General features: G+C 48.6%; 13 protein-coding genes. 4 read left to right on the top strand and 9 right to left on the bottom strand.

The window, feature by feature from the left end:
- Positions 1 to 688 precede the first annotated feature (688 nt).
- Positions 689 to 2053: a magnesium transporter gene (mgtE, locus tag ACN5NT_RS15325; protein ID WP_419176008.1), complete on the top strand. Its 1365-nt coding sequence runs from the start codon at positions 689 to 691 to the stop codon at positions 2051 to 2053.
- A 73-nt stretch (positions 2054 to 2126) separates the two neighbouring features.
- On the opposite strand, the gene ACN5NT_RS15330 is transcribed toward mgtE, so the two are convergent.
- The 3 genes from ACN5NT_RS15330 to ACN5NT_RS15340 are packed head-to-tail and all read right to left on the bottom strand — an operon-like array spanning position 2127 to position 4975.
- On the bottom strand, positions 2127 to 3209 hold the full coding sequence (locus tag ACN5NT_RS15330) for a succinylglutamate desuccinylase/aspartoacylase family protein (protein WP_228721319.1): 1083 nt from the start codon (positions 3207 to 3209) through the stop codon (positions 2127 to 2129).
- Entirely contained in the window at positions 3199 to 4467 is a 1269-nt protein-coding gene (locus ACN5NT_RS15335; protein WP_419176009.1) for a RimK family alpha-L-glutamate ligase, read from the bottom strand. The genes ACN5NT_RS15330 and ACN5NT_RS15335 overlap by 11 nt, the downstream gene beginning before the upstream one ends.
- A gap of 46 nt (positions 4468 to 4513) precedes the next feature.
- Entirely contained in the window at positions 4514 to 4975 is a 462-nt protein-coding gene (locus tag ACN5NT_RS15340; protein ID WP_136796513.1) for an ATP-dependent zinc protease, read from the bottom strand.
- Positions 4976 to 5327: 352 nt separating this feature from the next.
- Between ACN5NT_RS15340 and ACN5NT_RS15345 the strand changes: the two genes are divergently transcribed.
- A complete protein-coding gene (locus ACN5NT_RS15345) occupies positions 5328 to 6143 on the top strand; it encodes a ZIP family metal transporter (RefSeq protein WP_136796512.1) in 816 nt (271 codons plus the stop codon).
- A gap of 160 nt (positions 6144 to 6303) precedes the next feature.
- Here ACN5NT_RS15345 and ACN5NT_RS15350 read toward each other — a convergent pair whose 3' ends face one another.
- The 5 genes from ACN5NT_RS15350 to iorA form a co-directional block, all read right to left on the bottom strand.
- On the bottom strand, positions 6304 to 7602 hold the full coding sequence (locus ACN5NT_RS15350) for a phenylacetate--CoA ligase family protein (RefSeq protein ID WP_136796511.1): 1299 nt from the start codon (positions 7600 to 7602) through the stop codon (positions 6304 to 6306).
- 112 nt (positions 7603 to 7714) lie between these two features.
- Positions 7715 to 8146: an ACT domain-containing protein gene (locus ACN5NT_RS15355; protein ID WP_136796594.1), complete on the bottom strand. Its 432-nt coding sequence runs from the start codon at positions 8144 to 8146 to the stop codon at positions 7715 to 7717.
- Positions 8147 to 8160: 14 nt separating this feature from the next.
- Positions 8161 to 9471: a phenylacetate--CoA ligase family protein gene (locus ACN5NT_RS15360; RefSeq protein ID WP_136796510.1), complete on the bottom strand. Its 1311-nt coding sequence runs from the start codon at positions 9469 to 9471 to the stop codon at positions 8161 to 8163.
- 21 nt (positions 9472 to 9492) lie between these two features.
- The gene (locus tag ACN5NT_RS15365) at positions 9493 to 10074 is read right to left on the bottom strand and encodes an indolepyruvate oxidoreductase subunit beta (RefSeq protein ID WP_136796509.1); all 582 of its coding nucleotides are present in this window, start codon (positions 10072 to 10074) and stop codon (positions 9493 to 9495) included.
- Positions 10074 to 11855 (bottom strand): indolepyruvate ferredoxin oxidoreductase subunit alpha, encoded by a 1782-nt coding sequence (iorA, locus tag ACN5NT_RS15370; protein ID WP_136796593.1) that lies wholly within the window; start codon positions 11853 to 11855, stop codon positions 10074 to 10076. The genes ACN5NT_RS15365 and iorA overlap by 1 nt, the downstream gene beginning before the upstream one ends.
- A gap of 433 nt (positions 11856 to 12288) precedes the next feature.
- On the opposite strand from iorA, the gene ACN5NT_RS15375 reads away from it, so the two are divergent.
- Together ACN5NT_RS15375 and argA are read left to right on the top strand one after the other, a co-directional pair.
- Positions 12289 to 12960 (top strand): CBS and ACT domain-containing protein, encoded by a 672-nt coding sequence (locus ACN5NT_RS15375; protein WP_136796508.1) that lies wholly within the window; start codon positions 12289 to 12291, stop codon positions 12958 to 12960.
- 219 nt (positions 12961 to 13179) lie between these two features.
- Positions 13180 to 14499: an amino-acid N-acetyltransferase gene (gene argA / locus ACN5NT_RS15380; RefSeq protein WP_136796507.1), complete on the top strand. Its 1320-nt coding sequence runs from the start codon at positions 13180 to 13182 to the stop codon at positions 14497 to 14499.
- Positions 14500 to 14542: 43 nt separating this feature from the next.
- Here the strand turns inward: argA and cls are convergent, their stop codons facing one another.
- On the bottom strand, positions 14543 to 15994 hold the full coding sequence (gene cls / locus ACN5NT_RS15385; protein WP_419176010.1) for a cardiolipin synthase: 1452 nt from the start codon (positions 15992 to 15994) through the stop codon (positions 14543 to 14545).
- Positions 15995 to 16045: the final 51 nt, after the last annotated feature.

The following is a 16045-nucleotide window of genomic DNA, read 5'->3' on the forward strand; positions in this document are numbered from 1 at the left end:
TGGTCAAATTTTTTGTACCCCGGAGTCTGTTTTCAGCTGTTTTGCAGAGCGTCAGTGGTCAGATTTTTGCAGATACCCCCGATCGATTCAGAAGAAAAATCAGGAGTGCAGTAAAAGCGTTATTGCTATAAATTATTTCATTTTAGCGATTAATAACGTTGCATTAAAAAATGCCACAATGTACATGCAATGCTACATTCAATATATTTGTTACAGACCGTTCACAGGCATTAAGGTCACTGATTTTGGGCAAAACAAAAAAAATGTACGTGTACCATTTTTTTTAATTGTCAGGATACGAAAAGCACGAAACTTCAACTCGCTGTGTATATTCTCTACATAGCAACATTATTCTTCAGAACTCATTGGCGGTACAATCAGAGGCTGTACCGAAACAGACTGTTAGCGAATAATCGAGAGAACGTTTTTTACTCTCTGAATTACAAAACCTGTTTTTATGAAGGCGGGGAGATGCAGACATCTGCTGATACAATCAGGGCGTAATCTTTCCTGCTGCCCTTCACATAACGTATGGTGAAAGGTACAAGGGTTCGCGATACCGCCGAAACAGGTCAAATCAATTGGTATCAACCTGTCTTCAAACTCAATCATTACAAAGAACCTGAAATGGGAACTCTTTTACGATTCGAAATACTTTTTTAGCTTACAAAACATTAAGGACTTCAAAATGAGCCAGCGCACTGAACCCTGGGAAACCCTCAGCCAGTTAATCCAAGATAGACGTGACTCGGAAATAGTTCAATTTATCGAGTCGCTCAGCGTTTCTGAGACAGCAAGAGCTATCTCACGGCTTAAAGAAGTTGAACGAGAGAATCTGATTTCACTGCTCAACCCTGAAGATGCGGCTGAAATTATAAAAGAAATTTCTGAAAGTCAGGCAGCTGAAATTGTCGGAAATATCTCAACTGGACAGGCCGCAGCAATAATGGAGGAATTGGATAGCGACCATCTCGTTGATGTACTCGCTGAAATGGGAACTGATAAGAGTGAATCAATTCTCTCAGAAATGGCACAGGAGGATGCTGAAGAGGCCAGGACTTTGCTCAATTATGCCTCGGATGTAGCAGGGGGACTCATGATTTCAGAGTACCTGGCCTACAGGGCCGATGATACAATCGGGGATGTTCTTGCAGATCTGCAGGATAATCAGGAAAAATACAAAGATTACAATGTACAGTATTTTTATGTGCTGGATTCCGAGGAAAAGCTGGTTGGTGTCCTGCGGATGCACAACCTGTTGTTTCCTGCGAGAAAAACCAGACTTGAAGAAATAATGATACATCCCCCTCTCAGTGTATCTGGTCAAGCTACTCTTCTTGAGTTAAAAGATTTTTTTGATGAGCACAAATTGTTTGGAGTACCCGTTGTCGACAGTGACCAACACCTTTTGGGGGTTGTACTCCCCAGTGCTGTTGAAGAGGGGGTAAACAGGCAGAGAACTAAAGCCTATTTACGTCTGAGCGGTATCATAGGCGGCGAAGAATTCAGAACCATGCCGCTCACTATACGTTCCGGCAGACGCCTTACCTGGTTGAGTATGAATATAGTTCTCAACATTATAGCGGCCAGTGTCATTGCAATGTATCAGGATACGCTGGCAGCGGTTATCACTTTAGCTGTCTTTCTGCCGATGGTGAGCGATATGAGCGGTTGTTCTGGAAATCAGGCAGTGGCGGTCTCCATGCGTGAATTATCTCTTGGACTGGTTAAACCCCGCGAGATTTTATGGGTAATACTCAAAGAAACCCGAGTTGGCATAATAAACGGCATAGTGTTGGGGGGCCTGCTCGGCATGGCTGCCTTTTGGTGGCAGGGAAACATGTGGCTGGGAATTGTCATTGGTGGGGCGCTGGCTGCAAATACTCTCGTATCAGTCACTATTGGCGGGGTTTTACCCCTGATTCTGAAACAGGTAAAGATTGATCCGGCCCTTGTCTCAAGTCCATTGCTGACTACGGTCACAGATATGTGTGGTTTTTTCTTTGTACTCAGCTTTGCAAGCGCCGTTTTACCAAAGCTTGGCGGCATGTAATTGATAGCCCCCTTTACAAAAGTTCTTCTATTTGCAAGGGGGCTTCGTCTGTTTCGGTAAACCAAATTTCTTTCTAAAACTCCTCCGGCGGTTCGACCACCAGCACATTTGTCCCGAGTTCTTCGAGAACCTGTTGTTCAAGCCCATCTTCATCAGCACGAAGCTTACTGAGTTTGACCGGGCTGTATTTTTTCGGGAGTTTACCAAGATTACAGATAGGTTCGCCAGGGCTTATTGACGGCAGACTTGTCATCCCCATTACCACGCCATCAAAAGGGGCATAAATGGTGCTTTGCTCTTCGCCCAGGATTGTTGTGTTGGTAATAAGCGGATCATCCTTTTTTACAATATCGCCCGGTTTAATGTGAAAATCGAGGAAACCACCCCGTTCTGCACGGACCCATTTCGATTTTTCGATAATGACCTGGTGGGACGGGCGTTCTATCTGCAAGTCTAACATCTTGAGTTCACAGAGTACATTTTTGATCCCTCGAATTGCTGTTTCGACAATTCCCGGCTCAACTTTCCAGACTTCTCCGCCTTCCATCACAATTGTGGGACATCCTGCTTTACATGCTTCATGTCGAAAAGAACTTTTCGGTCCCTTACTGTTAATAATGATTTCAGACCCAAAAGCTTCTGCTAGCCTGCGGACTTCCGGATTGGCCAAGTCGGCTCTCACGGTCGGGTAATTCGTTCGACGTACTGATGCCGTATGTAGATCTATGCCGTAATCACAGCGGGATACAAGTTCATTGAAAATGGTATAAGCCATACGGCTGGCCAGGCTACCATCAGGAGTTCCGGGGAAGGAACGATTGAGATCGCGACGATCAGGCAGGTAGCGTGAATGTCGCTCGAAAGCGGGAAGATTGAGCACCGGAATAAGAATTACAGAGCCTCTGCTGAGCCTGAATTCATCATCCTGGATCAGATTGCGAATGGCACCACATCCATTTATTTCGTCACCGTGTAAGGCTGCAGTCACAAATACCACAGGCCCATCCTCAACTCCCCGTCGAATATGGATCTGGAGTTTTACAGCCATGCTGCTGTAACTCTCACCTACGGCAAGCTGAACATTACGTGATTCACCCGGCCCTATTTTTTCCCCGAACCAGTCTAAATGAGAGTGCTTCAAAGTTCTATGAGTCACCGTCTGAACCACCTTTTTCTACAGATATGGAAATTGGATCAAGGCTTCCGGACTCTTTGTACACTTCCTCAGCAACAGGAAGCTCAGGTAAATCTTGAACTTTTGGCCTCCGTTTACGACGTATCCTGGTAGGGGTCATATCGCGCATAAGTTCAAGTTTACCAAAACAAAGCAGGCGATCACCCGCAATCAACTCACGCTCAGCACGGGGATTCGGAATTACTTTATTCTTTCGATAAAGTGTAAGCACCACTACATCTTTTTCCCGCAACCCAGAATCTTTAATTGTTTTGCCTACATACTCTGAGCCTTCAGGAATATGAATTTCAGCTACACCATACCCACTGCTCACCGTCAGTCGTTGACGAATATCAATTACCGGAAAGTTTACTTGCGCTGCTATGTAGTCAATTATTGCGCCTGCAATATCAAGCTGGGTACAACCCTCAATGCCCTCCAGCCCCGGCGAGGAATTCACTTCCATGATTTGCGGGCCATCGTTTCCTTCCAACAGATCCACACCCGCTACTCGCAGGCCGAGGATCTGGGCCGCGCGGACAGCTGTCTGCGTATACAGTTCATCAAGTATTACCGGTTCAGTCGTGCCGCCTCTGTGAACATTGCTGCGAAATTCCTGCCCCTGAGCAACGCGCCGCATTGCACCAACAACCCTGTCACCGACAACAAATGCCCTGATATCCCTGCCTTTGCTTTCTTTAACAAATTTTTGAATGAGAACACTCTGTTTTTGGCTCTGCAACAATTCTACTATTCCAGCTGCGGTATTGATGGAGTTTGCCAGAATAACACCAATACCCTGAGTCCCTTCAATCAGCTTCAGAACAACAGGAGCGCCTCCAACCCGCTCGATTGCAGGGAGCACGTCCTTTTTGTCCCTCACAAAGGTTGTTTGCGGAATACCGATGTGATGCCGACTGAGGATTTGCAGACTTCGCAATTTGTCTCTGGAGTTGGCAATACTCGCAGACGAATTTGCGCAGAATACATCCATTTGTTCAAATTGTCTGACGACTGCAGTACCAAAGTAGGTGATGGAAGCTCCTATTCTTGGCAAGACCGCATTATATTCAGATAACCGTTTTTGCCGATAGTAGAGATCCGGCAAACCCTGCTCAAGGTCAATTGCAAACTTCAAGGTATTTAATACTTTAACCTTATGTCCTCGTTGCTCTGCAGCTTCACAAAGACGTCGCGTGCTATAACACTGGGGGCTACATGAGAGAATAGCAAGCTTCATACGTCATTCCTATGAGTTAAGTTATTGACTACAAGCTTCAACATCTTTAAGCCTTCTTCCTGTATGGTTTTCCACCGTAATATGACCTTCCGCCATCCACCAGAAATCTTGTTCTGAAGGCTTCACGTCCCAGCAGCATTCTAAAGCCCATATTGTCACGACTCGCCAGAGTCAGTTCAACAGGCCATCTTTCGCCAAGCAGCTCAACTTCAGTCACAATTACCGGTCTGATTTTTGCGATACCGCTGGAGCTTTTGACCGACCTGAATTCCAGTATTTTGGCCTCCACTGCAACAGACTTTTCTTTTGAGCGCTGAATAGGGTGTACTTTAAACCGGACCCACCGTTCACCATCCCGGTCAAAAGTTTTTATGTCAAAGGCATGCAATGATGACGATCGTGCACCTGAATCGACTTTCACTTTTATGGTGTCAATCCCAAGACCTGGAAGTCCCACCCACTCTCTCCAGCCAATGACTGGTAGACGCTTTCCTGCTTTCTTTACCATTTATAGCCTAGGTCGTTGTTATACATGCAAATAGTGGTTCACTGCTGCCATATAGCATTTAAACTTTTTTTGACCAATATTAAAGTGGCCCTGCCTCTGCGATCGCCCCTGAATAATAATCATAAATCACCTGTAACGAGAACTTTATATTCTCATTCAGGTCAATAAATTTTAAGACCAGGCCTACTTTTTGTTTCTTCACCGGCATCATTTTTATTCTGTTGAACAATTCAGCGAATTCGCTGCCTGGGAAAGCTCATTTATTGATTTTCTTATTGATTTTAAACAGAGAAATCAATTTTACTAATCATGATCACTTCCTATATATCACAAATAAACCGAGGACAGTTACATGGTTGCTTTTTTGATGCAATTCAGCCCTGTTACACAGGCATTATTCGCCACCTTGTTCACCTGGGCGGTAACTGCAGCTGGTGCAAGTCTTGTGTTTTTGACAAGAGATATAAATCAGAAACTTATGGATTCATTGCTGGGCTTTGCGGCAGGTGTAATGATTGCCGCAAGTTTTTGGTCTTTGCTCGCCCCTGGCATTGAAATGGCTGAACAGCTCAATCAGATTCCATGGTTGACTGCCGCTATTGGCTTTATGGGGGGAGGCATTTTCATGAGAGTAATTGATAAATTTCTCCCACATTTACATCCAGGGCTCAAGATTGATAAAAGCGAAGGTATCAAAACTTCATGGCAACGGAGTACCCTGTTGGTGCTGGCCATAACTCTTCACAATATTCCTGAGGGTCTTGCAGTCGGAGTGGCATTCGGTGCTGTCGCGGCTGACCTTCCGTCGGCCACAATCGGAGGAGCAATTGCGCTGGCAATCGGAATCGGAATTCAAAATTTTCCAGAGGGAACAGCTGTATCAATGCCACTTCGTCGCGAAGGAATGAGCAAAAGAAAAAGTTTTCTCATGGGCCAGGCTTCTGGAATGGTAGAACCTATCGCGGGAGTTATCGGCGCATATTTTGTCCTGAAAATGCAAAACATTCTGCCATACGCCCTCTGCTTTGCGGCAGGTGCAATGATTTTTGTCGTTGTTGAAGAATTAATCCCGGAATCTCAGAGGAAAATTGAAAATATTGATCTGGTAACCATGATGACAATGGTCGGTTTCTCCGTGATGATGATTCTTGATGTGGCTTTGGGCTAAACCCCCTAGAACATACGCTATCAGTATGCTGATAAGGGCACCAAGCCATTCGGGATGCTTTTAATAGAAAAAGGCCAGAGCACAGTTACTTGCTCTGGCCTTTTATGCATGACAATCACGTCAATCGAGGGCTCGTAAGCTGCCTCTCTACTTAAAGGTATTAGAATGTGCGATTATCAATAACGCGGTTTCCTTTGCCTTCGAAACGTTCGAGGGTACGCTCTTCCACCAGTTTTACATCAACACCAACTCCAAGCTCGGAAATCAAGCGCCGTTTAATGGTATCAACCAGCGTTCTCTGCTTCTTCATGGCATCAAAGAAAATCCCTTCGACCACCTCAACCATCACCGTGAGTTTATCTTCATTGTTGTCACGATCAACTATCAGGCGATAGTGGGGCTGGGTTCCTTCAATGTCACAGAGAACTGATTCGATCTGGGTAGGGAAGACGTTTACGCCTTTGATAATAAGCATATCGTCCGTTCGGCCCATCACCCGGTGCATGCGATTCAGGGTTCTACCACATGGGCATGGCTCAGGCATAAGCCGGGTCAGATCACGGGTACGATAACGGATGACAGGGAAAGCCTCCTTGGTCAGGGTGGTGATGACCAGTTCTCCAACCTCGCCAGGGGCAACCGGTTCCAGAGTTTCCGGATTCAACACCTCTACCAGGAAATGGTCCTCGTTGATATGCAGACCATTGCACTCCTGACACTCACCGGCAACACCGGGGCCCATAATCTCGGAAAGGCCGTAGTTATCGGTGGCGATTATGCCGAGCCGGTCATTTATCTCAGCACGCATTCCTTCAGACCAGGGCTCTCCGCCAAAGAGGCCGTAGCGCAATGACAGCCCACTGGGGTTGAGCCCCATATCCATCATCACATCAGCCATTTTCAGCGCATATGAAGGTGTACAAACCAGCGCAGTGGTTTTGAAATCCCTCATAATCTGGATCTGTCGTTTGGTGTTGCCCGCCGAAATCGGGATTACCGAGGCACCAACCCGTTCCGCGCCATAGTGCAGACCAAAACCGCCAGTGAAAAGACCGTAACCAAAGGCGATCTGGATCACGTCATCAGGGGTTACGCCGGCACCGCAGAGAATGCGTCCGACAAGATCGGACCAGGTATCAATGTCCTGGCGGCTGTAACCTACCACCGTGGCCATGCCGGTAGTACCGGAAGAAGAGTGAACCCGCACCACATCTCTGAGCGGCACCGCGAAAAGCCCGTATGGGTAGTTATCCCTCAGATCCTGTTTCATGGTGAAAGGGAAATCACGAATGTGCTCAAGGGAAGTCACCTTCGATACATCGAGCCCTTTTTCCTTAAATGTATTGCGGTAAAACGGAACCCGCGTCGCGACCCGCTGCAAGGTATTCTGCAGTCGCTCAAGTTGAAGTGCTTCGAGATCCTCCCTCGGCATACACTCTTCTTTCTGCTGCCAAATCATCTCAATGTTTCCTTTTGCAGTTCTCTAAAGCCACAGATTCGGGCAATTCATCAATCGATTTCAGACACCGGCTGCGGTGCGCAAAGCCGGTGCCTTTTTTAACAGTGGGTGCTTACAGAGCGCAAATCTGCTCACCGGTCAAAAGGGTGTAGCCATCACCAAGCAGGGAGTCGATGGCCTTGTTCATGTCCTCGAAACGGAAAATGAGCACTGCATTTTCGCCGCTCTTATTGACGAAAGCGTACATGTACTCAACGTTTAATCCTGCAGTCTCAATGGACCTCAGCACCTTGGCCAAACCGCCTACCTGGTCAGAAACCTCTACCGCCAGCACGTTTGTTATACCCACGGTGAAGCCTTTGCCTTTCAGGGCGGCCTTAGCCTTTTCCACATCATCGACAATCAGGCGCAGTATGCCAAAATCAGCGGTATCCGCAACAGACAGGGCCCGAATGTTTACCCCTTCTTCGGCGATGATAGAGGTGATTTCAGCCAGTCTTCCAGATTTGTTCTCCAAAAACACTGCAATCTGTTCTACACGCATTCCTCGTTCCTCCATTATAATTTCCTGTTGTCAAATACCCGCTGAGCTTTACCTTCGCTCCGCTGAATGGTTTTAGGCTCAACCAGCTTCACTGTACAGGTTACTCCAAGGTAATCCTTGATATCCGCCTTGATCTTTTTGGAGAGGTTTTCGAGCATTCTGATCTCATCTGAGAACACGTTCTCGCTCACCTCAACCTGAACCTGCATAGTATCCAGGTTCCCTTCTCGTTCTACCACGATCTGGTAATGCGGTTCAACCCCGTCAATACCCATAAGTACGTGTTCTACTTGGGAAGGAAAAACATTAACGCCACGGATGATCAGCATGTCATCGGTACGGCCGGTTATCTTCTCCATGCGAACCAGGGTTCTGCCGCAGGAACAGGTCTCATACATCAGGCGGGAGATATCCTTGGTACGGTAACGGATAAGCGGAAATGCTTCTTTGGTAAGGGTGGTGAAAACCAGCTCACCCTTTTCTCCCGGTGGCAGTACCTCGCCGGTATCCGGGTCGATAATCTCCGGCAGGAAATGATCCTCAAAGACGTGCATACCACCTGAGCTTTTGAGACATTCCATGGCGACACCGGGCCCGATAATCTCTGAAAGACCATAAATATCTACCGCTTTCAGGTTCAGCTTGCGCTCAACTTCCTCACGCATATTCTCGCTCCACGGCTCGGCTCCGAAGATACCAACCTTGAGGGAGAGCGATGAGGGGTCAACACCCGCGTCACACATGGCATCGGCGAGATTAAGGGCATAGGAGGGGGTCGCCATCAGTACAGTGGAACCGAAGTCGCGCATGATATTGATCTGGCGCTTGGTGTTGCCACCGGATACCGGGATAACGGTGGCACCAAGTCGTTCAGCACCGTAATGAGCACCGAGACCACCGGTGAACAGACCATAACCATAGGCGTTATGCACCATGTCGCCGCTATTGGCACCGGCACAGCAGAAAGCGCGGGCCATCACACCTGACCAGAGTTTGATATCATCCTCAGTGTAGCCAACGACGGTGGGCTTACCTGTGGTTCCTGATGAGGCATGAACACGCACTACCTGATCAAGAGGCACGGTGAACAGACCAAACGGATAGTTGTCGCGCAGGTCATCCTTATAGGTGAAAGGCAGCTTGCTGAGATCTGCAAGGCTCTGGATATCAGACGGTTTCACCCCCGCCTCATCCATCTTCTTGCGGTACGGCTCAACCTTGTCATAGACTCTGGCTACCAACCGCTGCAGCCGCTTCAACTGTATGGACTCAAGCCCGACCCGGGGCAGGGTCTCTATCTCTTCTTCCCAGTAAACGGTGGTCATCGTTCTTCCTTTTTTTTCGTTCTAGTTTCGTAAATCCCTGCCTGCACGATAAGCGCGAATATTGACTTCACGGAAGCGCTCCGGTACGCGGGTCTGGATGGCCTCTTCGAAAATAGCTCCATCAACCGGCATAAAAGCGGCCATAGCCCCAACCATGACGATATTGGCGGTACGGGCCTCTCCCACTTCGCGAGCGATATCAAAGGCATTGACCTTGACCACTTCAATGTCCCGTGCTACCAGCTCTTCAAGCACATTCTCTGGATATTTCGCCTGGCCGGTGGCAACCGCCGGAGGCAGTATCTGCTGGGTATTCACTACGACCTTGCTGCCCTTGTGCAGATATGGCAGGTAACGCACCGCCTCCATCATCTCAAAGGCAACCTGGATGTCGGCACAGCCCGGCTCGATCAGCGGCGAGTAGACCTTTTGGCCATACCGCAGTTGAGCGGTAACAGAGCCGCCCCGCTGTGCCATGCCGTGTACTTCACTTTTTTTCACATCAAATCCGGCACCAAGCAGACCGAGTGCGGTAATCTCACTGGCCAGCAGAATGCCCTGCCCGCCTACCCCTGAAAAGAGGATGTTTCCTGTTGCTTCCATTATCTTTCCTCCTTTCTGGTGATAGCCTCAAACTTACAGAGAGACGCACACTGTCCACAGTCATTGCAGAGAATTTCATCAATTTGGGAGACACCTTTCTGCTTTGGCCTGAACCCTTTGGCTTCTGCCTCACCTTCAGCAAAGGCGGTCCAGCTGATCGCCGGGCAACCAAGGCGAATACAGGCCATACAGCCCACACAGTTCTCCTGGTGAGTGAAATAGGAGACCGGCTTTCTCTCCTTCATCTCCGGCAAGAGTACACAAGGCGCTTTGGAGATCACCACCGAAGGCTCATCCAAGGCGATGGCCTCTTTCAGCACCTTCTTACTCTCCGGTACATCGTGGGGATTGACCACAAAGATGTGTTTCACCCCGATGGATCGACACAGTCCTTCAATATCGATCTCATGGGCAGCCTCGCCCTTGATGGAGTGACCACTGGCCGGGTTGTTCTGCTGACCGGTCATGGCGGTGATGCGGTTATCGAGAATAATAGTAGTGGCAGCGCTCTCGTTATAAACGGAGTTGATCAGACCGGTGACACCTGAGTGCATAAAGGTGGAGTCGCCGATAACCGAGACAACCTTGTCGTGACTGCCTTCACCAAGCGCCTTAACCATGCCGTGCGCCACGGTGACGGAAGCACCCATGCACACACAGGAATCCATAGCAGATAACGGCGGCAGAAAACCGAGAGTGTAGCAACCGATATCACCGGAAACAAACACATTGAGTTTTGAGAGATTAAAGAATATGCCGCGGTGCGGACAACCGGCGCACATATTAGGCGGCCTCATCGGCAACTGAACCGGGGCAAATAGATCATCCCGTTTATTCTGCTCGATGGACTCACGCACAATAGCGGTATTCAGCTCACCCTGATTCGGGATACGCTCTTTACCAATGCAATCAATACCCATCGCCTTAATATGGTTTTCGAGAAACGGATCAAGCTCTTCCACCACATACAGTTCGTCGACCATGTCGGCAAATTCACGGATTTTCTGTTCCGGCAACGGCCAGCACATACCGAGTTTTAATACAGCCGCTTCCGGAAATGCCTCTTTCACATAGAGATAGGATACACCTGAAGTAATAAAACCACGTCTGGTATCGCCCTCTTCTATCCGGTTCAGCTCTGTGGTTTCGGCAAGCTCCGTACATTTATTCATGCGCTCTTCAACATACACCCTGCGGCCACGGGCGATGGCAGGCAGCATGACCATCTTCTGCGGTACCTTATTGATGCCGCAAGCCGGATTACCAGTGACCATTTCACCCTTTTGTACCACTCCCTTTACATGGGCGATACGGGTGGTGATGCGAAGCATTACCGGGGTATCCAGCTCTTCGCTCAGATCGTAGGCCACTTTCAGCATCTCTTTGGCCTCTGCCGGGTCGGATGGCTCCAGCATAGGCAACTTCGCGGCAAAAGCGTAGTTACGGTTGTCCTGCTCATTCTGGGAGGAGTGCATTTCCGGGTCATCGGCTGTAACCAGCACCAACCCACCGCATACACCGGTGTAGGCAGCGGTAAAAAGCGGATCAGCAGCCACGTTGACGCCAACGTGTTTCATGGTGGCCAGCGCCCTGCCGCCCGCATAGGACGCGCCTATGGCGACCTCCAGACCTACTTTTTCGTTCGGGGCCCATTCCGTATATACCCCGTCGTAGGTCGACAGGTTTTCCATAATTTCCGTGGAAGGTGTACCGGGATAACCTGAAGCAACCTTTACTCCTGCCTCTACAGCGCCAAGAGCAATCGCTTCGTTTCCGGACATCCAGAGTGAATTCTCGCTGATCTTTGTCACAGTCTCTCCTGATTATAGAAATAGGTTGAAATGTGCCGACGATGAGCTGCCATCGCCTTTCCCTCAACCGGTTGGTACCATAAAGCAATCCTGCAAACTACTCCGAATGGCCGCCAGCAGGCAAGCATTTTTCAGACTTTCGTAAACTTTATCACCCTTTTTTCCGAACAATATTAGGCCAACCCCCCTCGCGACTTTGATAAACAAAATATGGCGGAAAATTCATCATCGGACATAGTGATTAAATGTTTGTTTTGACAAGGCTAATGTTTATCATATAATTCAATAAATTAAAGAGGCTGGGAAAAACTCCTTGATTACAGGGGGCTGTCAAATATCCACCTCTGAATGACAATGTCTCGTAACATCAAGAAGTTCAAACATATTTTGGAGGAGTACCTCTATGTACATTGGCAGAATAATGCACACCGATCTGGTCACCGTCTCACCTGATACCACCCTGGTTGAAGCTAAAGACATACTGGAGAATAAGAAAATTGAGCATCTGCTGGTTGTCAATGAAAGCGGTAAGCTGGTCGGCATCTTGTCTGACCGGGATTTGAAACAAAACTGGGCTTCTCCGGCCACATCCCTCTCTACACATGAGTTAACATACTTGCTGCAGAAGGTGCTGGTGAAGATGATCATGGTGAAGACCGTGGTGACCATCCCGGTTGATACCACCATCGAGCGAGCTGCCTACATCATGCAGCAGCACAATATCAGTGCGTTGCCGGTAATGGAAAACGATGAACTTGCCGGAATTATCACCAGCACCGACGTAATCGAGGTGCTGCTCGATGCCGTCGGCATGAGTGACGATTCCACCCGCATTGGTGTCTTTGTCAAAGACAATATGGGAGTTCTCGCCGAGGTATCTGCAATTCTGAGAGACGAGAAGGTTAATATTCAAAGCCTTTTGAGTTGGCCTGAAAAGAAATATCCAGGCGTAACCCAGCTGGTAATGCGTGTCGCCGCCAAAGATGGCAATAAAGCCATCATCGCGCTGCAGGAGAAAGGATTCAAAGTAAAGAGCGGATATGCCAAAGATATTACTCAGTATCTTCCTGAGTAATCCCCCAGGCTACACCTCAGAAACGGTTCGATGACATCGGGCCGTTTCGCCTCCCGAAACGTCATCTTTGGTCTCTATTTCCTGAAATAATTGAAATAGAGAAAGAAAAGGGATAGGATCAACCAATCGTCAATACCCGCCTGGTCTCTCCAGGTCATTTTCTGCCCGCCGTAACCAGCGGAATAGATCCACTTATATTTCAACAATTACAGTTATAACGTGAACAGCAGCAACGCACATTTTCTCCAGTGGTTTCGACATGTCTCCCCGTATATTCACTCCCACAGGGGTAAAACATTTGTCGTGATGATCCCGGGCGAATGCCTGGCTCAGGCAAATATCGCCAACATAATCAGCGATATTGCCATATTGCATTCACTCGGAATCCGTTTGGTTGTGGTTCATGGAGCCCGCCTGCAGATTGAGGAAGAATTAAACGCTGCCGGCCTCTCTTCAGAATTGCATCATGGCGCCAGAATCACCGAACGAAATCATCTGCCGCACATCCTGAAGGCCATCGGTTCAACCCGCTGCCAGCTGGAAGCCCTCTTTTCCAGCGGTTTACCCAATTCACCAATGTTTGGAGCCAAAATAAAACTGCGTAGCGGCAACTTCATCAATGCCAAGCCGCAGGGGGTGCTTGACGGGGTCGACCACCAGATGACAGGTAAGGTACGAAGCGTTGATAAACATGCCATCCTGGAAATTCTAGACAATAAATGCATTGCCTTGCTGCCTCCCCTTGGTTTTTCAATTACAGGAGAGGTTTTCAATCTCTCCTTCGCCGAAGTTGGGGTCAACGTTGCCAGCGCTATTGATGCCGATAAGATTCTCATCTTCAACGACGATGGGCCGATCTACGACAACCACGGCACCCTCTACAGACAGTTGACACTCAGCCAATGTGAAACATTTTTGGAAGAAGAGGCTCGGCACGCTCCAAGCAACACATATTTTTCTCTGCGGGCCGGCTATAAGGCCTGTCGCAGAGGTGTCGCCAGAGCCCATATCATCTCCTCCAGCGAAGACGGCACGCTGCTGCGTGAACTCTTTACCAGGGACGGCTCCGGCACCATGGTGCACAGCGACACCTATGAAGTGCTTCGTCAGGCAAAACTGGAAGATGTGGCAGGCATTCTGAACCTGATCAGCCCACTCGAGAAAAAAGGTGTCCTGGTAAAACGTTCCAGAGAATTACTGGAAAATGAGATCGACTATTTCACTATCCTGAAAAAGGATAACCTCATTATCGGTTGTGCAGCGCTCTACCCTTTCCCCGATGCCGATGCAGGAGAATTGGCCTGCGTTGCCGTGTTAAAAGAATACCAGCAGGGAGGTCGAGCCAAGACCCTGCTCGACCATATTGAAAAGCAGGCCCAAAGACTCAACCTCTCTGAGATATACACCCTCACCACCCAGACTGCCCACTGGTTTATTGAGCAAGGCTTCACCGAATCCGATGTCGAGACCCTGCCTGCCAGCCGCAAAGCACTCTACAACTACAGGCGAAACTCGAAAGTATTGGTAAAGCGACTGTAATTGGAAGCTCTGCCAGCTGAGCCATATTGATCTCTCTTCCCGATTACAGCATCGGCGAAGTCAGGCGTGCCACCCGCACCAACAACTTGAACCAGAATGGTTTCTCTGCCGCCTCATCTGGCTCCATCAGTCTGGAGTTGGCAAAATCCTCAAGAAACATCTGTTCGACTTCCTTGTTGAAATCCTGATCGGTAATCATGGCTGTGATCTCAAAGTTGAGGCGAAATGAGCGGTTATCAAAGTTGGCGGTCCCTACTGTAGAGAGATCGTTATCCACCAGCATGGTCTTCTGATGCATAAAACCCTTGGTGTAACGGTAAAACTTTACCCCACTCATTCCCGCCTGCTCAAAATAGGAAAAAGCGGCCAGATAAACCAATTTATGGTCGGGCTCGTCCGGGATCAGGATGCGCACATCGACGCCACGCATACCAGCGAGTTGCAGGGCTGCAATAATTGATTCGTCCGGCACAAAGTAGGGACTGGCAATCCAGATTCTTTCCCTGGCTGAATTGATGGCATGGGTGAACATCAGACCGGCAGTCTCGAATCTATCGGCAGGTCCGGAGGGAATGATGAGAATCCTCTGATCCGCATCGGTGCTTGGTACAGCCTTCCAGTTCAGTTCAAGAACTTCATCTGTGGCCCAATGCCAGTCTTCAATAAATGAGAGCTGTGCCGCAAGAGTGGCAGGCCCCTCAATCTTCACATGGGTATCGCGCCAATGGCTGAATTTTTCACCATTGCCAAGGTACTCGTCACCCACATTGTGTCCCCCGATCCAACATGTTTTGCCGTCAGCGACAACAATTTTGCGGTGATTTCTGAAGTTGATCTGAAAACGGTTCTTCGGGCCTTTGCGGGAATGAAAGTTGTGAGCGGCAACACCATTGTCACGTAATTCCTGAATATAGGCTTCCGGCAATTTATAACTGCCGACCTCGTCATACAGGAAAAAGACCCGCACTCCCTGCTGAGCCTTTTTTATCAGCAGATCCTGCAAGCGGCGGCCGAGTTCGTCATCTTTTACAATAAAGAATTGGACCAGTACATAATCTCTTGCCTTTTCAATGCCTCCAAAGATGGAATCAAAAGTCGCCTCACCATCTATCAACAGCTCGGTACTGTTTTCTTTAAGGTGAGGAAGATCAGCAAGCGACTCAGCCACCCGGGAAGCCTGGTTTCTATCTGCCAGTCCGGATACAAAATAGGCCTTGTTTTCCGCCGCCTTTGCAGCAACCGCTGACAGTGCTGTCTCATCCGCCTGCCGGGAGATCACATATCCCTTGAATTCACTCCGCCCGAATACCCAGTAAGCGGGCAAGGAGATGGATGGAAAGGTGTTCAGCGAAATAACCCAGGCAATAGCTCCCTGGGAAGTTCGCACACTCATCACCGCATCAATAGATGACACCAGACCTGCAATGTGCAGGCAAAGAAAGAAGAGTGACAGGTATGTACTTTTTCGAAGAAAATCTCGTGTTCTTTTTATCATTATCAGCTGAGAGCGACTTGGAGAAATATCAGGATTTACCACCTTGATTGC

The sequence above is a fragment of the Desulfosediminicola sp. genome (genome assembly GCF_048381775.1).
GTDB lineage: Bacteria > Desulfobacterota > Desulfobulbia > Desulfobulbales > Desulfocapsaceae > Desulfopila > Desulfopila ganghwensis.